At 56.6% G+C, this 22,453-nt stretch carries 22 protein-coding genes; 20 read left to right on the top strand and 2 right to left on the bottom strand.

Annotated features, from left to right (window positions below; translation table 11 throughout):
• Positions 1-2: 2 nt before the first annotated feature.
• From MKY58_RS25725 to MKY58_RS25645, 17 genes are all read left to right on the top strand, one after another.
• A complete protein-coding gene (locus MKY58_RS25725) occupies positions 3-1,199 on the top strand; it encodes a Ger(x)C family spore germination protein (RefSeq protein ID WP_036706283.1) in 1,197 nt (398 codons plus the stop codon).
• Positions 1,192-1,407 (top strand): hypothetical protein, encoded by a 216-nt coding sequence (locus MKY58_RS25720; RefSeq protein WP_036706286.1) that lies wholly within the window; start codon positions 1,192-1,194, stop codon positions 1,405-1,407. The genes MKY58_RS25725 and MKY58_RS25720 overlap by 8 nt, the downstream gene beginning before the upstream one ends.
• A gap of 57 nt (positions 1,408-1,464) precedes the next feature.
• The gene (locus MKY58_RS25715; protein WP_339322604.1) at positions 1,465-2,577 is read left to right on the top strand and encodes an endospore germination permease; all 1,113 of its coding nucleotides are present in this window, start codon (positions 1,465-1,467) and stop codon (positions 2,575-2,577) included.
• Positions 2,578-2,658: 81 nt separating this feature from the next.
• The gene (locus MKY58_RS25710; RefSeq protein WP_036706290.1) at positions 2,659-3,189 is read left to right on the top strand and encodes a DUF2062 domain-containing protein; all 531 of its coding nucleotides are present in this window, start codon (positions 2,659-2,661) and stop codon (positions 3,187-3,189) included.
• A gap of 119 nt (positions 3,190-3,308) precedes the next feature.
• Positions 3,309-4,127 (top strand): uroporphyrinogen-III synthase, encoded by an 819-nt coding sequence (locus tag MKY58_RS25705; RefSeq protein WP_212951095.1) that lies wholly within the window; start codon positions 3,309-3,311, stop codon positions 4,125-4,127.
• 190 nt (positions 4,128-4,317) lie between these two features.
• Positions 4,318-4,956 carry a ThuA domain-containing protein gene (locus MKY58_RS25700; protein WP_339322603.1) on the top strand — a complete coding sequence of 213 codons (639 nt, stop codon included), beginning with the start codon at positions 4,318-4,320 and terminating at the stop codon, positions 4,954-4,956.
• 106 nt (positions 4,957-5,062) lie between these two features.
• Positions 5,063-5,404 carry a phasin family protein gene (locus MKY58_RS25695; RefSeq protein WP_339322602.1) on the top strand — a complete coding sequence of 114 codons (342 nt, stop codon included), beginning with the start codon at positions 5,063-5,065 and terminating at the stop codon, positions 5,402-5,404.
• A 1-nt stretch (position 5,405) separates the two neighbouring features.
• Positions 5,406-7,076, top strand: coding sequence for an AarF/ABC1/UbiB kinase family protein (locus MKY58_RS25690; protein ID WP_339322601.1), 1,671 nt, complete (start codon positions 5,406-5,408; stop codon positions 7,074-7,076).
• Positions 7,077-7,308: 232 nt separating this feature from the next.
• Positions 7,309-8,721 (top strand): DEAD/DEAH box helicase, encoded by a 1,413-nt coding sequence (locus tag MKY58_RS25685; protein ID WP_339322600.1) that lies wholly within the window; start codon positions 7,309-7,311, stop codon positions 8,719-8,721.
• A 258-nt stretch (positions 8,722-8,979) separates the two neighbouring features.
• Positions 8,980-9,390 carry a YjdF family protein gene (locus MKY58_RS25680; protein WP_339322599.1) on the top strand — a complete coding sequence of 137 codons (411 nt, stop codon included), beginning with the start codon at positions 8,980-8,982 and terminating at the stop codon, positions 9,388-9,390.
• A gap of 22 nt (positions 9,391-9,412) precedes the next feature.
• Positions 9,413-9,889: a glutathione peroxidase gene (locus MKY58_RS25675; protein ID WP_339322598.1), complete on the top strand. Its 477-nt coding sequence runs from the start codon at positions 9,413-9,415 to the stop codon at positions 9,887-9,889.
• Between the two features lie 221 nt (positions 9,890-10,110).
• Entirely contained in the window at positions 10,111-10,584 is a 474-nt protein-coding gene (gene tnpA, locus MKY58_RS25670) for an IS200/IS605 family transposase (RefSeq protein ID WP_007128375.1), read from the top strand.
• A 275-nt stretch (positions 10,585-10,859) separates the two neighbouring features.
• Positions 10,860-12,923: a molybdopterin oxidoreductase family protein gene (locus MKY58_RS25665; RefSeq protein WP_339322597.1), complete on the top strand. Its 2,064-nt coding sequence runs from the start codon at positions 10,860-10,862 to the stop codon at positions 12,921-12,923.
• A gap of 198 nt (positions 12,924-13,121) precedes the next feature.
• Positions 13,122-14,348, top strand: a complete 1,227-nt coding sequence (locus MKY58_RS25660; RefSeq protein WP_339322596.1) for an MFS transporter — start codon at positions 13,122-13,124, stop codon at positions 14,346-14,348.
• 65 nt (positions 14,349-14,413) lie between these two features.
• Positions 14,414-14,914: a GNAT family N-acetyltransferase gene (locus MKY58_RS25655; RefSeq protein ID WP_036706311.1), complete on the top strand. Its 501-nt coding sequence runs from the start codon at positions 14,414-14,416 to the stop codon at positions 14,912-14,914.
• 224 nt (positions 14,915-15,138) lie between these two features.
• Positions 15,139-15,924 carry an SDR family oxidoreductase gene (locus MKY58_RS25650; protein WP_212949759.1) on the top strand — a complete coding sequence of 262 codons (786 nt, stop codon included), beginning with the start codon at positions 15,139-15,141 and terminating at the stop codon, positions 15,922-15,924.
• Between the two features lie 177 nt (positions 15,925-16,101).
• Positions 16,102-16,764, top strand: coding sequence for an MOSC domain-containing protein (locus tag MKY58_RS25645; RefSeq protein ID WP_246536854.1), 663 nt, complete (start codon positions 16,102-16,104; stop codon positions 16,762-16,764).
• 69 nt (positions 16,765-16,833) lie between these two features.
• Here the strand turns inward: MKY58_RS25645 and MKY58_RS25640 are convergent, their stop codons facing one another.
• On the bottom strand, positions 16,834-17,382 hold the full coding sequence (locus MKY58_RS25640; RefSeq protein WP_036706313.1) for a GNAT family protein: 549 nt from the start codon (positions 17,380-17,382) through the stop codon (positions 16,834-16,836).
• Positions 17,383-17,647: 265 nt separating this feature from the next.
• Between MKY58_RS25640 and MKY58_RS25635 the strand changes: the two genes are divergently transcribed.
• Positions 17,648-19,345: a glutamine--tRNA ligase/YqeY domain fusion protein gene (locus tag MKY58_RS25635; protein WP_212949922.1), complete on the top strand. Its 1,698-nt coding sequence runs from the start codon at positions 17,648-17,650 to the stop codon at positions 19,343-19,345.
• A 78-nt stretch (positions 19,346-19,423) separates the two neighbouring features.
• On the opposite strand, the gene MKY58_RS25630 is transcribed toward MKY58_RS25635, so the two are convergent.
• A complete protein-coding gene (locus MKY58_RS25630) occupies positions 19,424-20,662 on the bottom strand; it encodes an MFS transporter (RefSeq protein WP_339322595.1) in 1,239 nt (412 codons plus the stop codon).
• 181 nt (positions 20,663-20,843) lie between these two features.
• On the opposite strand from MKY58_RS25630, the gene MKY58_RS25625 reads away from it, so the two are divergent.
• Together MKY58_RS25625 and MKY58_RS25620 are read left to right on the top strand one after the other, a co-directional pair.
• Positions 20,844-21,494 carry a molybdenum cofactor guanylyltransferase gene (locus tag MKY58_RS25625; protein WP_339322594.1) on the top strand — a complete coding sequence of 217 codons (651 nt, stop codon included), beginning with the start codon at positions 20,844-20,846 and terminating at the stop codon, positions 21,492-21,494.
• A gap of 221 nt (positions 21,495-21,715) precedes the next feature.
• Positions 21,716-22,402: a molecular chaperone TorD family protein gene (locus tag MKY58_RS25620; RefSeq protein ID WP_339322593.1), complete on the top strand. Its 687-nt coding sequence runs from the start codon at positions 21,716-21,718 to the stop codon at positions 22,400-22,402.
• Positions 22,403-22,453 lie beyond the last annotated feature (51 nt).

Genomic DNA, 22,453 nt, shown 5'->3' with positions numbered 1-22,453 from the left:
GGATGAAAAAAATACGTGCCGCAGGGCTGCTGCTGAGCGTGTCCGTCGCTCTTACCGGCTGCTGGGACCGCACCGAGATTAACGACGTTGCGTTCGTGATCGGCTCCTGCGTGGACAAAGAAGGCGATCAGGTCCGGAGCACGCTGCAAATCGCGCTTCCCGGCAGTTTGGGCGGGAGCGGGAGCGAAGGCGGCGGAGGCGGAACGGCCGGGAACAAAAAGTACTATCTGGAATCGAAGAAGGGAATCACGCTCCGCAACTCCAACCTGCAAATCCAAGCGGGTAACTCGCGGAGACTCTCTTTCGCCCACCGCAGAACGCTGCTGGTCGGAGAGGAATTCGCCAAAGGGGGCATCAGCGAAATGCTCGACCAATTCGCGCGCATTCCGCAAAACCGGCTTTCGTCCCTGGTCGCGATCACGGAAGGGCCCGCCTATAAAATCATGGACGCGGCCGCGCCGATGGAACAGTTCCCGAGCGAAATGATCCGCGAGTTGATGAATGAATTCACGAAAACGCCAGTCACGCTTAAAGTCCTCGCCAACGATCTGCTGACAACCGGCGTTGACGTAGTTTTGCCTTACATTTCGCTGCAGCAGGCCGTTCCCGATAATATCGGGGACCAGAACGAAAAAAAGAACATTCAAATTACCGGTCTCGCCCTGTTCAAAGATGACCGTCTCGTAGGGGTCATGAAGGGACCGGAAATAAAAATGATCAATTTGGCCATGAATCAGTCTACGACATACGACGTGGCGGTGCCGAGCCCCAGCGGGAAAGGATACATCACGATCACGTTCATCGAAAACCTGGTGACGTTAAGACCCGTAATCCACGGCGACAACATTACGATGCACATAGACATTTTGGCCAAGGGAGGGGTCATCGAGAACAACTCCAACTACATTCTAGGCGATGAAAAACATATGAACCGGCTGGAGCAGGAGGCAAGCAAGGAGATCATCGCCCAGATCAAGACCGGGCTTCATAAACTTCAAGACCAGTACCATACCGATATCCTCGGATTCGGCCGGACGATACACCAAAAAAATCCGAAAGCCTGGGACCGCTTTAAGGACCGCTGGGATGAGCTTTACCCGAACGTCAAGGTCGTGGTCAACACCAATCTGCATATCGAAAACATCGGGGCGGTAAACAAACCGTTCGGCAGAAAGGACGTAAAACTGAAACATGATTAAAATTCTGATTATTTACGTGATTGCCTCCGCGATCATTTTGATTACGGACTTCAAGGTGATTCGCGATCTTCCCAAAATCAACCGCTGGTTCACCTATATTTTCCTGCTGGCGGGGATGGGCATTTTCGCTTATACGCTGCAGATCAGCCGCGTCGTGTATGCTTCCGTATGGTTGCAGAAATGGCTTGGCCCGCTAGTGCCTTTTTAGGATCGGGATTTGCGAAAATCCCCGGACATTAAGTCAGGTGAAGGAGGAACGTTTGACGTGCAAAAAATCACCGCCCGCCAAATCGTGCTGCTCGGCATGATCTACGTGATTAATACAACGGCGCTGAACGTGCCGAACCAGTTGGTTTCCAGGGCCCACCAGCATGCTTTTATCAGTTTTCTGGTATCCGGCGCCCTAATTCTGGTGCTGTTGTATATGCTGACCCGCAGCTCCCTGCGGTTTCCCGGCCAAAATCTGTTCGAGTCGCTCATCAGCCGGTTCCCGGCACTCGGCCGGGTGCTGGTGGTGCTGTACATGCTGTTTTTCTTTATGATTCTCGTACGGGATATCCGGATCGTTTCGGATTTTACGAACGTCGTGCTCCTGCCGATTACTCCGCTCCTCATTACGGCGCTCTGCGTTACCGCGACCGTTATTTACATTGCCCGGGGCGGAGCCAGGACGGTCCTGGGGATCACGGAGCTATACGGCCCGATCATCATTATCGTGTTCGCCTTGATGCCGGTCATCGCCTTGCGGGACTTCAACTTTGGGCTGATGCGGCCCCTGCTGCATGTCGATTGGGGGAGAGTGACCGAGGGGAGCTGGATATCCGTCGCGTACATCGGGCAGATGCTGATTCTTCCGTTCATTTTTTCCGGCAAGGATTTCAAATTCAAGTACGGTTTCTATGCCACGCTGCTCGTCGTCGGGATGTTGGCTGCCGCGGTGATCATGGACATTCTTTTGCTTGGGGTGGAGATTACCGAGCGAATGATGTACCCCACGTACGAACTGGTTCGGCAGCTGCGTATTACAGACTTTCTGGACCGTTTCGACCTGATCGTGGTGGCGTTGTGGTACCCGGGGATGCTGCTGAACCTGGCCATCAGCTTGTATATCATTTGCTACGGCCTGAAACTCGTCATTCCGCCGGTATCGGGAAAAATGATGGCGGCGCCGATCGGCCTGCTTGCCTACAGCTGCGCCTTTTGGTTTTATTCCAACTCGATCGAGCTGTTTAACTTCAACGAGGTATGGACGCTGATTGCCCTTTTCTTCATCCTTGTCCTGCCGATCCTGATTTTTCTCGTTCACCATCCTGCAAAAAACGTGAAGAGAAGGGAACACGGCGGCGACGTATCGTTAGAAAAAGGGGCCCGGAAATGATACAATGGGCATAAGGGCAGGCCTTGACGGTACGGCTCTCCATGCGGCTTGACGCCGCCATGGGTTATGAAGGGTGATCGCATGATAAAAAAACAAAAGAAATACAACCTGTTCCATAAATTTTCGCGGAAGCTGCGCTTCAATATGATCAAGCTGTTCCGTTCCCCGGGCGGAGCCAGGAAGGTTTCGCTCGGATTCGCGATCGGGTTCGGGCTCGAAATGATCGTCATTTCGACCGGATCGCTCGTGTATCTTATTTTTTATCCCACCGTCAGACTTGCCGGAGGATCGCTCCCCGCCGCCATTATCGGCAACGTCATCGGCAAGCTGACCTTCCTGCCTATCGTATTGCTTCCTTTTGCCAAAAAAATCGGGGAATGGCTGTTTCCGAAAAAAATGATCGACGTGCCCATGCAGGAGCATGCCTGGCGCAATTTGCTGCAAGGGGATTTTACGATCTTCAAGCATCTGCTGCAGGGAGGCCTGCACGTATTGATCGGCATGTCCGTCTTCGGGCTTGTCCTCGGAGTCGCCTCCTATTTTGTCGTTCGGTATTTGTACAACCAGCGGCTCAAGCACCGCTTGTCCAAGAGGGCGGGCGCGCCGATGTAGGACCGTATTACGACGTGTGCGGCCGAAAGCCATAAAACTCGGAAAACTCCTTTCCCTCGTTCTTCCCGTCAAGTATACTGTTCAAAACAGATTCGCTTCCGGGAGAGGAGAATACGTCAATGGGAAACCGATTGGCTGGTAAAACAATTGCCCTAACGGGTCCGCGCAAAGCGGAGGACATGGTCAAAATCGTTGAAAAAATGGGCGGTGCGGCCCTCGTTCGGCCTGCCCAAGGCACGGTGTTTCTGGATGACGAAAAGGTGCGGGGCGACCTGGCGGATTGGATCGGGTCTCCTCCGGACTGGACGATCCTGACGACCGGCATGGGGCTGGATGCGTTGTTCGCCGTTTCGGCCGAGATGGGCGCGGAAGAGGATTTTCTCGATGCGCTGCGGCGATCGTCGCTGGCCGCGAGAGGGTACAAAACCGTAAACGCCCTGCGCAAAAGAGGGCTCGAAGCTCTCGTCCGCGACGATGACGGCAGCACGTCGGGCCTCATCCGCGGGCTTGCCGAATATCCGCTTCGGGACGCGGAGGTCGTGCTGCAGCTTCACGGCGATCCGGCGCCGAAATTGGAAGCGTGGCTCGCGGAGCAGGGCGCGAAGGTCCGGAAGGTACTGCCTTACCGGCATACCCCGCCTGAACCGGAGCAGCTGGAGCGGCTGCTCGGGGATATTTTGACCGGCGCGGTCGACGCCGCCGCCTTCACCAGCGCCCCGCAAATCCGCAATTTGGCGGAATACGCTAGGCGCCAGGGCAAACTTGAGGCGCTGATAGCCGCCTTCGAAGGGCCCGTCGTCGCCGCGGCCGTCGGCAAGCTGACGGCGCAGGCGCTGCGGGAGGAAGGCATCGCGCGGGTCGTGTATCCGTCCGGGGACGAGCGGATGGGCAGCATGCTTGTCGAGCTTGCGCGTTATTTTCAGACGCAGGATGCGTAAAAATCATATTCGGTGTATTGGTTCAGGCATGAAAGCCATAGAGGGATGCAGACGAAAGCGGCATCCCTTTTTAATTAGGCTCCCTGCGAAAGGGCGTCGATCCGCCCGCACGTGTTTCATGCATTCAAAATTGTGGAATATGACAATATAAGAATAGCCAAGAATGCGTTTTACCGAAGGAGGAACAGCTTTGTACAATAAAAAAAGCATTTTGCTCGGCGACTATACCCATCCGAAATTCCATCCGCTGCAGGGCGTGGACGCGCAGATCAGCTACATACTGAACGAGGTCATCTCGGTCCAATGCAGCGAAAACAAAAATTTGCTGCTTCTCGAGCATCTGAAGCCGTTTGACCTGTGCATCTGCTATTTCGACCTGTGGGACGATCAGGTTTCAAAGCAGCAAACGTCGGGTCTTCTTTCTTATGTCAGCCAGGGGGGAGGTTTGCTGGTGCTTCATAACGGCCTGTCGCTGGGGAACCGCCGTTATGAGCTGGCTCAGCTGATGGGCGGCCGTTTTGACGGGCATCCGCCGATTCAGCCGATCTCCTTCCGCGTGAGCGGGGAACATCCCGTGACCGAAGGCGTCGAACCGTTCGAACTCGAGGAGGAGCCTTACCAAATCCGGTTCGATCCGCTGACGGAAAAAGAGGTGCTGCTTGAATACAAGCTTGGGGAAGATTGGTACCCGGCAGCCTGGACCCATGAATACGGCCTTGGCAGAGTCGTTTATTTCATGCCGGGCCATCATGAGCCGACGTTCCAGCACCCGCAAATCCGCAAGCTCATCCTGCAGGCAGCCCGCTGGGCGGCCCATCTTCCCGGCTAAGTTCGGAGGGAAACCGATTTTCGGCGGCGTCAGAATAACGGTCTTTTAAATACGTAAGGCGATTTCAGGGTATAATAAGGGAAAATGAACCATGGGAGGGAATATGATGAGTGATCTGTTGAAAAAAGCCATCTCGCTCGGATGGGGCCTGACCATCGTCAGCAAGGAAAAAATCGAAAAAACGGTCGAAGAGTTGGTGAAGCGCGGCGAACTGGCGCCTACGGAATCCAAGGACCTGATCGAACGGCTGGTCGAACGCGGTGAGGAGGAGAAGTCCCAGTTCAAAGATTTTCTGAGGGAGCAAGTTCAGCGGATTTTGACAGAGCTTCATGTACCTTCCGGAAAGCAGGTTGCCGATCTGGAGCGGCGCATCGAAGAGCTGGAACGAAAGCTCGCCGAACGCGAAGGGACCGCCGGGGAGCGGGCGCCGGAAACGGGACATTCGTGATATGGCCGTCCGCATCAGGCATACCGGTCGTTACCGGGAAATCGCCATGGCGCTCATGCGTCATGGCTTTGGCTACATGGTGGAGGAATTGGGATTGTTTCAGATGCTGTCCTTGCCGCGGCGCCGGCTGAAGCATGAGCAGGCGGAGACGAAAACGCTCGGCGAGCGGATCCGTCTCGTGCTGGAGGATTTGGGGCCGACGTTCGTGAAGCTTGGGCAGCTTGCGAGCACGCGCTCGGATTTGCTGCCGGATACCGTGATCAGGGAGCTGGTGAAGCTGCAGGACCAGGTTCCCCCTTTCCCGGCGAAAGCCGCCCGAAGCATTCTGGAAGAAGAGCTGGAGGCGCCGGTTGCCGAGGTGTTCGCTCGTTTTGACGACGTTCCGGTTGCGGCCGCTTCCATCGGGCAGGTCCATTTGGGCAAGCTGAAATCGGGGGAAGCGGTGGCCGTCAAAATCCAGCGCCCCGGCGCGCTGCAAACCATTACGCGCGATTTGGCGATTTTGCGGGATCTGTCCCAGATCGCCGAAAAACGTTGGGAATGGGCCAGACGGTACCAGCTGACCAAAATCGTCGAGGAATTTTCCAAATCCCTGCTGGCGGAAATGGATTACAGCCGCGAAGGCCGCAACACGGAAAAAATAGCGCTGCAATTTCAGGACGACCCTTACATTTTCATCCCGCGGATTTTCTGGCAGTATTCTTCTTCGCGGGTCATGACGATGGAGTATGTGGAGGGCATTACGCTCAGCCAGCCCGAGCAATTGGAACAATCGGGATTCGATCCGAAGCTGATCGCCAAACGATTCGTCAACGCCATGCTGCATCAGATGTTCATCGAGGGATTTTTCCATGCCGACCCGCACCCGGGCAACCTGATCCTCCGGAAGGACGGCAGCCTGGCCTTTCTCGACTTCGGGATGGTCGGACGTCTTAGCGGCGATATGAAGGATCATTTATCCGAACTTATTATTGCTCTTATGCGTAAAAATACGGACAGCATGGTCCGCGCGATCCTGCATCTCGGCCTGCTGCCGGAAGACAACGATTTGGATGCGCTGCGAAGGGATCTGGACACGCTCCGGGACGAATATTACGACATGCCTTTCTCCGAGATCGGCATCGGCAAGGCGCTCAGCGACCTGTTCGGGGTAGCCCAGCGCCATGCGATTATGATGCCCCCGGATCTGACGCTGCTCGGCAAGGCGCTGCTTACGATGGAGGGCGTCATTCAGAAGCTCGATCCGGAGCTGAGCATCATCGACATGGCGGAGCCGTTCGGAAAGAAGCTGATCAAGGATCGGTTCAGCCCCCGCCGCATCCGCGGGAAGCTGCTCGGCAGCGCGGCCGGGCTGGCCGAGGCGCTGCTGGATATGCCTTCCCAGGCGAGACATCTCTCCGCTTTGTTCAGCAAGGGCAAACTGAAGGTGGAGATCAGCATGCCGGAGATGGAATCGCTCATGCGCAAGCTGGACCAAATCAGCAACAGGCTGTCCTTCAGCATCGTGCTGCTGGCCTTCAGCATCATCATGGTCGGGCTGATCATCGGATCCTCCATGAACCGGCAGTCTTCGATTCTATGGCATTTTCCGGTGATCGGCATCGGTCTGGGCGTCGCGTTCCTGATGGTCGTATGGCTGCTGTACGCCATTTTCAAATCGGGCAAATTTTAAGTCCGGGCCGTGGCGGCGGATCAAATCGGGATTACCCGGCAAAAGGTGAGTGATGACGGCGGCCCGCGGAGATCACGATGGCCTGCCGGCAAATCCGGTAAATCCGGAATGATTCGGCAAACGGGTTTGGGGCTGGAGTCGCCAACTTGCGGCATATCCGTTACAATAAGTATTTTGAAGATGGATTCGAAACAGGGACAGACGAAAAAGTGAACATAACGAGGTGGATGTTTTGCCAAATTTTTTAGAGCTGGGCATCAAGGAAACATGGGTTTCCGCCCTGAAAGAAAACGGAATTGCCGTGCCGACGCCGGTGCAGGCGGAGACGATTCCGCTGGCGCTGGCCGAACGGGACGTCATCGCCCGCGCCAAAACCGGAACGGGGAAGACATTGGCTTTCCTGCTGCCGATCATGCAGAAACTGGACCCGGGCCGTCCTTTCCCGCAGGCCCTGATCATTGCGCCGACGAGGGAGCTGGCGCTGCAGATCACGGAGGAAGCGCGGAAGCTGGCGCGGGGCACTGAGATCCGCATCCTAGCGGTATACGGAGGCCAGGACGTGGAGAAGCAGCTGCGCAAGCTGGAAGGCGGGCGGCATCTCATTATCGGTACGCCGGGACGGCTGAACGATCATCTTCGCCGCGGCACGCTGGAGCTGGGCGGGGTCAAAACGCTCGTGCTGGACGAAGCCGACCAGATGCTGCATATGGGCTTCCTGGACGAGGTGGAGACGGTCATCCAGGCGCTCCCGTACCATCGGCAGACGCTGCTGTTTTCCGCCACGATGCCGGCCGAAGTCAAGCGGCTCGCTTCTTTTTATACCCGTGACGCCGAAGACGTCACGATCAAGGTGGAACATTCCCCGGTGCCGCTGAAGTCCATTCGCCAGCTGGTCGTCGAAGTGACGGACCGGACCAAACAGCAGGCGCTGGTCTCGATGATTGAAATGTACCGTCCGTACCTCGCGATCATATTCTGCCGCACCAAACGCCGGGCATCGGCGCTGAACGCGGCGCTGCTGGAGCAGGGGTATGAGTCCGACGAACTGCATGGCGACTTGTCGCAGGCTAAACGGGAGCAGGTCATGAAACGTTTCCGCGAAGCCAAGCTGCAGCTGCTGGTAGCCACGGACGTGGCGGCAAGGGGGCTGGACGTCGAAGGCGTAACCCACGTCTTTAACTACGACATGCCGCATGAGGTCGACAGCTACATCCACCGCATTGGCCGTACGGGCCGTGCCGGCGGAAAAGGGATGGCCGTCACGCTGGCATCCCCGAAGGACAGAGGGGACTTGCAGCGCATTGAGCAGGGCATCCAGTACACCATTGAGCGCCGCCGGTATGAAAAGGACGGAGCGATCGTGGAAGCGCGCGGTCCTCGTCCGGCGGAAGGACGGGCCCCCGGCCGCCGGAAAGAGCAGGAAGGCGGGCGCGGCGGCAGCGCCGGTTCGAGCCGGGGCGGGCAAAGCCGTTCCCGCCGCGAGGATAAGCCGGCCCGGGCTTCCTCCCGCAAGGGGGACGTCCGCGGCGGTGCCAAGCGCGGAGCCCCGGGCGGCGGCAAACCGGGTCGCGGCGCATCCCAGGCGCAAGGCCGGAGAGGCCGCGGCGACGCTTCCGGACGCCGTGGCGGAAGAGCGGGACGTTAACATCAACGGATTCATGAACCGAAAAGCGCGGTTTTTGCGCTTTTTCGGTTCATTTTTTTTGCCGGGCGTCGATCCGGGCCGAACGCTTGCCGCGGCTTGCACTCGGCTTCGACTTGTGTATGATGGAATTAGAACGCAAAAACACGGCCCGGTTGGTAGTCCGGGCGCACGGAGGCGGCGGCCCGGCGCCGTCCCGTGTCAGTAACCTTCCCCCCTTGGGATGTCCGGCGTTCCCATGTTGAACAGAGGGGGAGTACCATGAAATTAACGGTATTTTTCGAAGAACCCTATTGGGTTGGAATCGTGGAAGCGGAGAAGGACGGCAAGCTGCTGGCGGGCAGGCATATTTTCGGCGGGGAGCCTTCGCTTCCGGAAGTATGGGAATTTGTCCTGCACAGGCTTTCTTCCGTGGCGGACCGGTTGTCTTGCGGCGTCGATATCGCCAAGGCAACGCAGCCGAAGGCAAACCCGAAAAGGCTCGCCCGGCTTGCGGCCAGGGAGTCCAGGGGACGCGGAGTCAGCTCGGCAAGCCAGGAAGCCATCAAGCAGGAGCTTGATTTGCGCAAGCAGGAAAAAACGCGTCTCTCCAAAGAGCTGCGGGAAGCCCAGGCGAAGCGCAAACGGGAAATTGCCGTTCAAAAAGCCAAAGCCAAACACCGGGGAAGATAATCCATGAAAGCGGGGGAAGAACATGTCGGTATATGCGTATTCAGCCGCCACGCCGGCGGGCAAGGAAGTCTCTCTGGAGGAGTACAAGGGCAAGGTGCTGGTCATTGCCAATACGGCAAGCCAATGCGGTCTGACGCCGCAGTACGGCGACCTGCAAAAGCTGTATGAACGTTACCGGGATCAGGGGCTCGTCATTCTCGGTTTTCCGTGCAACCAATTCGGGGCACAGGAGCCCGGCAGCAGCGAGGAAGCCGCTTCGTTTTGCCAATTGAATTACGGGGTAACGTTCCCTGTATTCGCGAAAATCGACGTCAACGGCGAAGCCGAGCACCCGCTTTTTGCCTATTTGAAGGAGCAGCAGCCCGGAACCGCGGAAAGCAGCGATATCCAGTGGAACTTCACGAAGTTTCTGGTGAACCGCAGCGGCGAGGTCGTCGCACGTTATGAACCGCGCGAAGCTCCGGAAGCGATGGCGGGGGCCATCGAACAGCTGCTGTAGACGAGCCGAAACGGATCGCAGCCGAACAACGAACATCAGCACGGGGAACCTGCCGCTTTTGCGGCAGGTTTTTCTTTAGTGGCTTTAGCCAGTTGAGCTCGCGAAGCGTGCGAAACATAAAACCACCCGCTATGCGGGTGGAGGGATCGAGGGTTTGACCAACAAGACCATTCCGATAAAATTGAGATGTTCAGGCTCAATAATGAAAGGAATGGTCTTAGATGGCAAACAAGAGCTATAGTTTAGCTCACACGAAGTGGATGTGCAAGTACCACATTGTGTTCACCCCGAAGTATAGACGGAAAGAGATTTATAATCAAGTGAGGAAAGACTTAATCGAAATATTCAAACGGTTATGTAAATACAAGGGAGTGGAGATAATCGAAGGCCACATGATGCCCGATCATGTACATATGTTGGTAGCAATTCCCCCAAAAATCTCAGTATCATCATTTATGGGATACCTGAAGGGAAAAAGCTCACTCATGATATTCGAGAAGCATGCTAGCTTGAAGTATAAATATGGCAATCGAAAATTTTGGGCGGAGGGATACTACGTCAGCACAGTGGGCTTGAATGAAGCAACCGTGGCAAAATATATCCGTGAGCAAGAAGCACACGACCAAGCAATTGATAAACTGAGTGTGAAAGAGTATGAAGACCCATTCAGCAAAAACAGTAGCAAGAAGAAGTAAACCAGTTTAACTGGTAAGTGAAAGTGACAAATTACACTGAGCCTGAACAATTTTATTGTCAGGCTAGCGTCTTTAGGCGCAGTTTGGCAACAAGGGGTTATACCCCAAGAGCAAACCACCCGTTTGACGGGTGGTTCTGATTTTGGCGAAAACGCCGACGCCCGGTCGGTTTGGTATGGGTGCGGTTTAATTTCTTTTGCGCATTTCCCGCCCGCCCATTAAGATAACTATAGAAGAGCGAACAATCTGGAAGCGACAAGGGGAGTGGAGCGGAAATGATAGACCAAAAAAACGGCGTGTTCCCGGCGGTATGCCCGCTGGATTGCCCCGACACATGCGGCCTGCTGCTGCATAAGGAAGACGGCAAAATCGTCAAGGTTACCGGCAATCCGGAGCATCCGATCACGCAGGGAGCGATTTGCAACAAAGTCCGCAATATGACCGAGCGGATTTATCATAAAGAACGCATTCTGTACCCGCTGAAGCGGACGGGCCCGAAGGGGTCCGGGGAGTTTAGGCGGATTACTTGGGACGAGGCGGTCAGTGAAATCGCGGCGCGGTACCGGGAGCTGATCGACGAATACGGGCCGGAGTCCATCTTGCCTTACAGCTTCTACGGCAACATGGGCATTCTCAGCGTCGACGGCATGGACCGGAGGTTTTTCAACGCGCTCGGATCAAGCCGCCTGGACCAAGCGATCTGCAACGCCGCCGGAAACGCCGGCTGGAAATATACGATGGGCTTCAAGGGGGGCACCTCGCCGGAAGATACGGAGCATGCGGATCTGATCATCGTTTGGGGAGGCAATCTGATCAGCACGAACATGCACCAGATCGTCATCGCCGAAAAAGCGCGCAAACGCGGAGCCAAGGTGATCGTCATCGACGTGCACCAAAACCGCACCGCCCAATGGGCGGACTGGTTCATCCCGCTTTATCCGGGGACGGATACGGCGCTTGCGCTGGGCATGATGCACGTCCTGTTCCGCGACGGACTGACGGATGAAGCCTTCCTGAAGCGGTATACCGTAGGGCATGAGGAGCTTCGCGAGCATGTCAGAAGCTACACGCCGGAGCATGTTTCGGCCATCACGGGCGTGCCGGCGGAAGATATCGAGAAGCTGGGGCGCGCGTACGGGGAGGCTTTCGTCTCCTATATCGCGATCGGCAACGGGCTTCAGCACCACGATAACGGGGGCATGAATGTGCGCAGCATCGCCTGCCTGCCGGCGCTGACGGGGCAGTGGCTGAAAAAGGGCGGCGGCGCGGTAAAAACGAACGGCGGTTATCATGCCATGAACAGCGATTATTTGGAGCGGCCGGATTTGCGGCCGAACCCCGGGGCGCGCGCCATCAACATGAACCGGATCGGCGAAGCGCTGCATTTGAAGGAGCAGCCGATCAAGGCCGTCTTCGTCTATTGCAGCAATCCGCTGGTCGTTGCCCCCGATACGGAGCGGGTACAGGCCGGCTTCGCCCGCGAAGACCTGTTTACCGTCGTGCACGACCTGTTTATGACCGACACCGCCAAATACGCGGATATCGTGCTGCCAGCGGCCTCGTCGTTCGAGACGACCGATTTGTACGCATCGTATTGGCATCATTACGTGCAGCTGCAGGAGCCCGTGATCGAAAGAATCGGGGAAGCCAAAAGCAACGTCGAGCTGTTTGCGATGCTGGGCCGCGCCATGGGGCTGGACGACGAAGCATTCGCGGAAACGGAAGAAGAGCTGATCGCCGGGGCGCTGAATTACCCGGAGAATCCGTATTTGAACGGCGTGACCCTCGACGCGCTGAAGGAGCGGCGTTTCGTGAAGCTCGACATGACGCCGCAAGCAACCTTTTTGGACCGCCTGCCGACGCCTTCCGGAAAAATCGAGCTGTATTCGGAAGCGATGAAGGAAGCCGGCCTGCCGCCGCTCCCGGAATATATTCCGCTTCAGGAAGGTTATGACGGCACAAGGCGGCCCGGTTCAAGCGAAGCTTATCCGCTGATGTTCATTTCGCCGCCGAACCATAACTTCCTGAACTCCACTTTTGCCAACGTCGAAAAACACCAGCGGCTGGAGAAGGGACCGATGCTGCAAATCCACCCGCAGGATGCGGCGGAACGCGGCATTGAAGACGGGGACGACGTCGTCGTTTACAACGACCGCGGACGGCTGGAGCTGAAAGCGCTGGTGACGGACAAGATGCTCCCGGGAACGGTCGTCAGCCAAGGACTGTGGTGGGACGGCAAGGGCCGCAAGCAGCGGGCCAACGCCCTGACTCCGGACCGGCTGGCCGACATGGGGGGCGGAGCGGTATTTTTTTCGACCGTCGTCCAAGTAAAGCGTTAGCAGGCGTCATTGCCAGGGATGCGAAGATCATGGATACTGGTTTTGGGACAGGAAGACCGTATTCGCTTGCGTTTGAAAAAGCCCCTCGGGGCTTTTTTGCATCGGAAAACAGTCTTCGGGACCGTGGCATCGGAAAGATGCCGGATGTCCCGCACAGCTTGTCTAACACGCATTTTGCAAAAGCAGGAGACATAATTCATGAAATTTTTGCAATCCTATCCGAACGAAGTCAAAATATTTCTCGCCGCCAGCCTGATCAACTCCGCGGGCGGATCGCTGATGTGGCCGCTGACGACGATGTACGTGTTCGACGAGCTTGGGCGCAGCATGGCCGATGCCGGCCTGGTCGTCATGATCCAAGCCTTCGGAGGCATCATCGGCCAGCTTCTGGGCGGGGCGCTGTATCATCGCGTCGGGGTCAAACGGCTGATCGTCGGCTCGCTGGGGTTATGCAGCCTTGGCTTGTTCGCGCTCCCTTTCATCAGCTCGTTTTGGGTCTTGTACATGATCATGATGGGGTTCATCGGGCTGTGCAACGCGGTGTCGATGCCTGCCATCCAGGCCTTCGTCGGCTTTCGGTTCGCGGACCGGCGCGGCGAGCTGTTTAACGTCATTTATGTGGCCAACAACATCGGCGTGGCGCTCGGAACGGCGCTGAGCGGTTTTCTCGCCGACGTGTCGTATCACCTGACCTTTATCCTGAACGGCGCCACCTCTGCCGTGTTTGCTTTGTTTTTCCTGAATTATTTGAACCGGCTCGACAAGCAGGAAGGCCCCGTGCATTTGGCCAAAAAGACCAAAGCCGGCACGGGAGAAAGCGTCCCTGCCCTTCTCGGCAATACGAGGCTTTATTTGTACTTGGGGCTCGGCTCCCTGTTCCTGTGGTTCGGCAACTCGATTTGGAACACGGGGGTTTCGCCGCATATCATTTCCGAAGGGCTGCCGAAACGGGCCTACGGCTTTTTATGGACGCTGAACGGGATCCTCATTTTCGTGGCGCAGCCGGTCACGACCTGGATCAAACGGTGGTTCGCCAAAGAGTCGTCCTCGCAGATGACGGCCAGCGGCCTGTTTTATTTGGCGGCTTACGTGGTCATTCTGATGCTTCCGAGTTATTCCGGGCTCCTGTTTGCGATGGTGCTCGCCACGCTGGGGGAAATGCTCATCTCCCCGGCCGTGCCTGCGTTCATCTCGGATCATGCGCATAAAGCGGCTCCGTTTTACATTGGCGTGACCGGCGGCATGACCGCCCTCGGCCGCATGATCGGCCCCTATTTCATGGGCATCCTGTACGACGGCGGAGGGCTGGCGCCGGTGGCCTGGCTGTCGATCGGCATCGCCGTCGTGGCCGTTCTCTGTTTCGTCGTGCATGCGATGCGCAACAAGGCGGCGGAACGTGCGCTAAGCGAGTCCATCGGCGGATAGGGCAGGAAGATGATTCGCCGGAGAATTTCAACATCACACGTTAGACAAAAAGAGGTGCAATTTCCATGAACCTTGATCAGCAGACGCTTACGATCCGGTTGTCCACGATGAAGGATGCCCAGGCGCTCATGGATATCGATGCGTTGGTATGGACGGAGCGGACCGCGCCTGAGCCGATGCGTTGGACTTCAAGGGAGGCGTTTCTGAGGCACAGCCCTCCGGCGTCGCAGCTCGTGGCTGAGGCGGACGGGATCGTGTGCGGATATGTCGGGTTTCGGGACCCCACCGGCCTTCCGGCCCATTCGCATGTTTGCGAGATCAACATCGCCGTGCACCCGGCGCATCAGCGGGAAGGCATCGGCACGAGGCTGATCGGCGCGGCCAAGGCGTGGGCTGCCGGGCAGGGCAAACGCAAGCTGCGGCTGCGCGTGCTTTCGACCAATCCCGGAGCGGTCCGTTTTTACCTGAAATGCGGGTTCGTGGAAGAGGGCCGGCTTGTTCGTGAATATAGGATCGGAGGCCGGGAGACGGACGAAATTTGGATGGCATATTTTCTGGATGGATAGCCTGAATTTGATATTTTGCCGCGACGGGCTTATTCTTAATAGAATAGAGTAAATCAATGGACTTTCACGAGGTGAAGGTCCTTTGTTTCAAATGGCCGATTCGCCGGGCGTAAAGCCGGGTAATGAAGGTTATGTGCGTTTTTTGTCGGCGCTCGAAAGTTCGGAAATTTTGATATATTCGGTGGTAACCAATTTGTAAAAAACGATGGAAAAGGGGTTGTATGATGGATTTACAGCTTCAGGGCAAAAAGGCGTTGGTCATTGCTTCAAGCTCGGGACTCGGCAAGGCGATTGCCGCCGAACTCGTCAAAGAGGGAGCGGACGTCATGCTGAACAGCCGCAGCGACGACAAGCTGCAGGCGGTGCAGCAGGAGCTGCAGCAGCTTGGCAGCGGCAAAGTCGAATACTACGCGGCAGACATTACGATTCCGCACGAAGTGGAGGGGCTCATCCGCTATACGGCCGAAACGTTCGGACGGATCGACATTCTGGTCAACAACGGCGGCGGCCCGCCGTCGGGAACGTTCGAATCTTTTACGGATGAAGATTGGGAAAACGCGTTTCGGCTTAACCTGCTCAGCTATGTCCGGACGACCCGCTGCGCCCTGCCGCATATGAAGGAACGCGGGGGCCACATCGTCAATATAACGTCCAGCTCCATCAAACAGCCGATCCCCGGCCTGATTCTGTCCAATACGTTCCGCACGGGCGTGGCCGGCATGAGCAAAACGCTGTCGCAAGAGCTGGCCCAATACAATATCCTGGTGAATACGGTAGCCCCGGGCCGGATTGCCACGGACCGCATCAAGAAGCTGAATGAAAGCAGCGCGAAGGACAAAGGGATTCCGGTCCAGGCCGTCGCGGAGCAGGCGCAAAAGGAAATTCCGCTGGGCCGTTACGGCGAACCCGAGGAATTCGCGAAAGCGGTCGTGTTTTTGCTGTCGGGAGCAAACACCTACATCACAGGCAGCACGTTAGTGATCGACGGAGGGCTGGTCGAAGCCCTGTAACGGAAGGCCATTGCCGCGTAACCGCTCGGCGTGCCCGGCTCCCGCGACGGGACGCGAAACCGCAGAAAACGGACTTGCACGCCGCAAGACGTCAACGGCGGAAAAATTCCTTTGAGATCTTTCTCCTTTTTTTGGTATGATAAGGGTTAAGCATATCGGCAGGGAGATGGATCGAAGTTGAAGGAAAAAAACGCGTACGCCATCGTGTCCGTCAATGTCGGCAAGCCCGTAACGGTCGATTATTTGGGCAAGCCGCTGACGACGGGCATTTATAAACAACCGGTTCATGGCGAAGTGTTCGTGGGACGCACGCAGATGGACGGCGACGGACAGGCCGATACGGTCAATCACGGAGGGCCGGACAAGGCCGTTTGCGTATACCCGTACGAACATTACGCTTATTGGGAGCAGGCGCTGGGCAAGACATTGGACTATTCCGCGTTCGGCGAAAATTTGACGGTAACCGGGCTGCTTGAAACCGGGGTGTGCATCGGGGACGTTTTCGAAATCGGGGAAGTCGTCGTTCAGGTCAGCCAGCCGCGCTTCCCGTGCTTTAAGCTGGCCAGCAAACATGGCGTCAAGGATTTTCCGGCCCGGGTGCTCGATACCGGATTCAGCGGCTTTTATTTGCGGATTTTGGAGGAGGGCCGTTTAAGCCGGGATGCCAAGATCGTCAAGCGCTCTTCGCATCCGATGGGCGTCACGGTAGCGGCCGTGTTGAAGCAGCAGGCGCTCGGACGCCGCGCGGCGGACCGGGAAGAGCTGAAACGCCTGCTGGGCCTGGATGCGCTGGCGGCGACGGTCAAGGAATCCTTTGCGAAATGGCTGCAGGATCAATAAAAAGCTCAAAAAGCCGCTTCAGCCGGATCGCGGATCCTGCCGGGGCGGCTTTCCTTGTGCGCTTCGTGTTTATCGCAGCAGCTTCCATTCGCTTTTCAGCATGCCGTAAATCGCATGGTTCACATACCCTTGGGGCAGCAGCTCCGCTTCGCGGACGATCCCCTCGAGGACGAAACCGAGCCTTTCCGGAATGGCGCGGCTGCGATGGTTGCCCGTGGCGCAGCGGATTTCGACCCGGTTCAGATCCAAATCCATGAGGGCGTAATCGACGAAAGCGCGGCAGGCGCTGGTCATGATGCCCTGGCCTACGAAATGTTTGCCGAGCCAGTAGCCGATGCTGACGGAACGGTTATGCCACTGAATCTCATGAAAGCTGATAATTCCCGCAAGTTCCCCATGCACCCAAATGCCCGCGGAGACGGCGCCGTTTTCGGCTCCCTGCTTGATGGCGTTTTTCACGAAGCTCACCGTATGCTCCACGTCCGTGATGGCATCGACCCAAGGAAGCCACTCGCGCAGCGTGTCGCGCGAATCGACCGTCAGCTCGAACAGCGGGCGCGCATGCTGGAGGGCCAGCGGCTTCAGCTCGATATGGTCATCCAGAAGATATGTAAACATATAATTTCAGACCTTCTTTCTATATAAAATGAGGTAAACGGCATTTGCCGCGCTTTTTGGCTTTCGTTTCCATTCTATTTTTCCATGCTACCCTAATCCCCTGCCTTTCGTCAAAGCTCAAAAAGCCGAATCATTGAACTATCCGGTTAATACAGGTATATTTAAATGAAACACGCTTATAAAGAATAGATGTAGGGTAGAGCAGGAAACTGCTGACGGTTCATTCTATGAGGCGGACATAAATCAGGATGAAAGGTTGATTACTGTGGAGAAACCAAGCACCCCCTCCAACTTTATCAAAAACGTAATGATCGATGACCTGGAGTCCGGCAAAGTCCAGAAAGTGATTACCCGCTTTCCGCCGGAGCCCAACGGTTATTTGCATATCGGACATGCCAAGGCCATCTGGATTAACTTTACGCTTGCGCAGGAATTCGGCGGTTCGACGAACCTCCGCTTTGACGATACAAACCCGCTGAAGGAAGACGTGGAATACGTCAAATCCATTGAAGAAGACGTCAAATGGCTCGGTTACGAATGGGCGGAAAAGCGCTACGCTTCCGATTATTTCGAAGAAATGTACAAGCGCGCCGAGCTGCTGATCCAAAAAGGCAAAGCCTACGTGGACGACCAAAGCGCGGATCAAATCCGCGAAACGCGCGGGACGCTTACCGAGCCGGGACAAAACAGCCCGTACCGCGACCGCAGCGTGGAAGAAAACCTGGAGTTGTTCCGCAAAATGCGCGCGGGCGAGTTCAAGGACGGAGAAAAGGTGCTGCGCGCCAAAATCGACATGGCTTCGCCGAACATCAACTTGCGCGACCCGGTCATTTACCGGATTGCCCACGCAACGCACCACAACACGGGAGATAAATGGTGCATTTACCCGATGTACGCTTTTGCCCACCCGCTCGAGGATGCGATCGAAGGCGTGACCCACTCCCTCTGTTCGCTGGAGTTTGAGGATCAGCGCCCGTTTTACGATTGGGTGATCGCGGAATGCGAAATGGAAAACACGCCGCATCAATACGAATTCGGCCGCCTGAACGTGGCGCAAACGCTGACGAGCAAACGGAAGCTGAAGCTCCTGGTGGACGAAAACATCGTGGACGGCTGGGACGACCCGCGCATGCCGACGATTTCCGGGCTTCGCCGCCGCGGCTATACGCCGGAAGCGATCCGCAGCTTCGTCTATGAAACCGGCATTTCCAAAAGCCAAGGCCTCATCGACCTGCAAATGCTCGAGCATTTCGTCCGCGAGGACCTGAAGCTGAAGGCGCCGCGCACGATGGCCGTGCTGAAGCCGTTGAAAGTGGTGATCACGAACTATCCGGAAGGCCAGGTCGAATGGCTCGAAGCGGAGAACAATACGGAAAATCCGGAGATGGGCACCCGCCAAATCCCGTTCTCGCGCGAAATTTACATCGAGCAGGACGACTTTATGGAAAACCCGCCGAATAAGTATTTCCGTCTGTTCCCGGGCAACGAGGTGCGCCTGAAAAATGCGTATTTCATCAAATGCCACGATTTTATCAAGGACGAAAACGGCAACGTGACCGAAATCCACTGCACGTATGACCCCGAAACGAAAAGCGGCACCGGCTTTACCGGCCGCAAAGTGAAGGGCACGATCCATTGGGTGGAGGCTTCCCACGCCGTGCCGGCCGAATTCCGCCTGTATGAGCCGCTGATCAAAGCGAAGGATGACGGCGAGGCCGAAGGCGAGGAAGCGATCGACGAGACGGAAAAGGCCGAAAAAACGTTCCTGGACGAAATCAACCCGAACTCCCTGGAAGTTCTGCACGGGTTCGTGGAGCCGGGCATGAAGGACGCCAAGCCGCAGGACAAGTTCCAATTTTTCCGCCACGGCTATTTTAACGTCGATCCGAAATATTCGAAGCCGGGAGAGCCGGTGTTCAACCTGATCGTTTCGATGAAAAGCTCCTACCAGCTGCCGAAATAAGGGCGGAAGGGGTTCCGCTGCCCAATACAAAAGCCAGCGCAAAGACATGTTCTTTGCGCTGGCTTTTTTCGTGATGCGTCAGACGTCTTGCATTTCCTCGAATCCTTCTTCAGGGATGTCCGTTTTCGGGTGATGGCCCTGCGAGCGCAGCCAATACCACATCATGCCGAAGCCGACAGCCCCGACTAAAGCCATCAAGAAGCTCATGTTGTACATCGCGGCGCCGCCGAAGTTCTGGTACAGCCATCCGCCGGCCAAGCTGCCGATGACCCCGGAAATGCCGCTCCAGGTCAGCGTGAACAGGGATTGCGCCGATGCGCGATGAGCCGGTGGAACAAGCTGGCTGACGACCTGGATGCCGACGTAAAAATATCCGCCGAACGTGATGCAATGCATAATTTGAATGAACGCGACTTCAAGCGGATGCGAAGCGCCGGCCATCATCAACCACCGTATGCAGAAAAGCACGCTTACCAGTCCCAGACACCCGATCAGGGTCGGAAGGGAGCGTTTCAGGAAACGGTGAAAGAGGATCAGCACGGCAACCTCCAGAAACGACGAGAGAAACACGGCAAACCCGACCATCGTTTTGGAACCGCCAAGCTCCGTAATATAAAGCGACATAAACGTATTATTCATGACATTGGGGACGGAAACGACGATCCCAAGCAGTATGAACGCCACGAAATACCGGTTGATGACAAATTGGGCAAGTCCCCTCAGCCGGATGGGCGGCGTCTCCGAAGCCGCCTTCAGCGGCGGAAGGAGCAAAACCATACCGATGGCGAGCAGCAAAATGCCCGTGACAAGGAACGACAGCCGGGATATGCCGATCCGGTCGATGAGCATGCCCCCGGTCACGGCGACCACCGCCCAACCGATCGAACCCCAGTTCCGGAACGCGCCGAACCTTTCCGGCTGGCTCGCCGTGTATCCCAGAATCAGCGTGTTGCTTTGGGCGAACAGCGGGCTCTGAAAGAAGAAAAAGAGGATCATCGCCAAATAAACCATTCCGTAGGTGCCGGCATGGAACACCCATTGAAGGAGCAGCAAGGTGCCGGTCATCATGATCAGCAGGATGCGTCTCGTATTATGCAGACGATCGCTCCATTTCATCCAGAACGGATTGGCGAATAGGGACACGAGCGGGCCAAGCGCCATCAAGCTGCCGATTTCGAATTTGTTCATGCCTGCGTCCTGCAGGTATAATTGAAAAAAGCTGGTGAAGATCACCATGGTTCCGTAAATTAAGAAATTAAATGCCTTAAGCGGCAGCAGCTTGGACTGTTTTTTTACACGATCATGCACGTTGCACATTCCTTTCCGACCGAATGCAAATCGACAGAGGCTAGGTATAGAAGCCGCCACCCTCACTTTATCATTTGTTGAAAAGGGATACAAACCAATAATTGTTAAAGTGTCCACCCCGCGCGGTTTTTAAACGATGAACGGCCGTAATCAGAGGGGGGGACGGACCGAATTTTCAGGAGGTGATTCAATGACGGATACGAAGCTGACCGGCGTGGTGTTGGCAGGCGGCGAATCGAGGCGAATGGGGCAAAATAAAGCGCTGCTGGCCGTCGGCGGGGAAAAGGCGATCGAGGCCATTATCGGAGCCATGTCGGAGGCCGGCCTCGATGTGATCGTCGCCGCAAACGGGCAAACCGCAAGCGCCTACCGAATGCTGGGCAGGGAGATCGTCTGCGACCGATATCCGGGGCAGGGGCCTTTGTCCGGCATCCATGCGGCGCTGCATGCGGCCAGGACGCCGTGGATCGTCGTCGCAGCCTGCGACATGCCTTTCGTCACTCCGGGGTTGTTCCGTTTTCTGAAAAAGATCGCAGAGGACGCGGAAACCGGTCCGGCTGCAGGCGGATTCCAAGCGGTCATCCCGATGGAGGGAGGCCGGGTACAGCCGCTGCTGGCGGCTTATCACGCCAGCGCGCTGCCCGCGCTGGAGGATTCGCTCGCAACCGGCCGGCTGCGTATGACCGAATGGCTGGAGCATCTTCGGGTCCGGTATATCCCCGAAGACGTTTTGGCCAAGGAGACGGGGCTGGAAGCCGGCCATGTGTTTTTTAATATGAACCGTCCGGAGGATTACCGGGCTGCGCTCGCGAAGCGGCGCGAAGAAGAGGCGGGGCGTTAAGGCGCTCCGCCTTTTATGGCCGTGCAGCGATGTTTAGGCTGAGCGGCATCAGGGATCAGGGGGCTTCGAGCGTTTTTATGCCACTCTTCTTTAAAATGGGCGGATTTGAATCGTATGATGTGAATTAAGTCACATAACTGCGGCTGGGTTTCAGGTAATGTGAAGTTAGGAAGATACATCATCCTGAACAATATCCGGACCTGGATCAAGGAGGGGCGGCAATGACGACAACGCTGGAACCGCTGCTGGATACGGTGGAAGGAGCCCGATGGCTGCAGGGCAGGGGCTGGGCGTACCAGCTGCTGATCGATTTTTTGGAGAGTCCGCCGGGACTGGCGCAGATCGCGCCGTGGCAGCGCCAAGCCGGGCTGCGGGAGGAGCTGGCGCTTACTGCAGGAGGGCGCCGGCTGCAGGATTATTTGGCAAGCATAACGCCGGATCGGCTGCTGGCGGCTTGCCGGACGGAGACGGAAGAGTACGGGCGGCTGTTCGTCGGCCGGAATGCGGTCTTCCCTTGCGTTCGCGAAAGCGCCTATCGGACGGAAGACGCGCGCGGCGCCCGGCGCTGCCTGCGGCAAATCCGGGAGGCTTACGAGGACTGCGGCATCGTCTTTAACAAGCTGCAAAGCGAAACGGACGATCATCTGACGATCGAGCTTGAGTTTATGGCCGTGGCCGGGGAACATATGGCCTTGACGGCAGGGCTGCCGGAATGCAGGCTGACGTGGCTGGATACGCAGGTCGATTTTTTGGAGCGGCATTTGCTGCAGTGGACGCCGCAGTTTGCGAAGGAACTGGCCGCCAGCGCGCGTACACCGCTTTACCGGGAAATCGGCGGCATTTTGGGCGAGTTTATTCCCTATGATCTATCGATGCTGAGGTTGCTGCGAATAGAGCTGACGAAATAAAGAAAGGCGCGTGCCGGTGCGGCATGCGCCTTTTGCTGTCCCCGCAGGTTT

The organism is Paenibacillus sp. FSL W8-0194, assembly GCF_037969745.1.
In the GTDB taxonomy this organism is placed as follows: Bacteria; Bacillota; Bacilli; order Paenibacillales; family Paenibacillaceae; genus Paenibacillus_AQ; species Paenibacillus_AQ cookii.
Note: the sequence above shows the minus strand (reverse complement) of the source record. Positions and strands in the feature narration are given on the sequence as shown.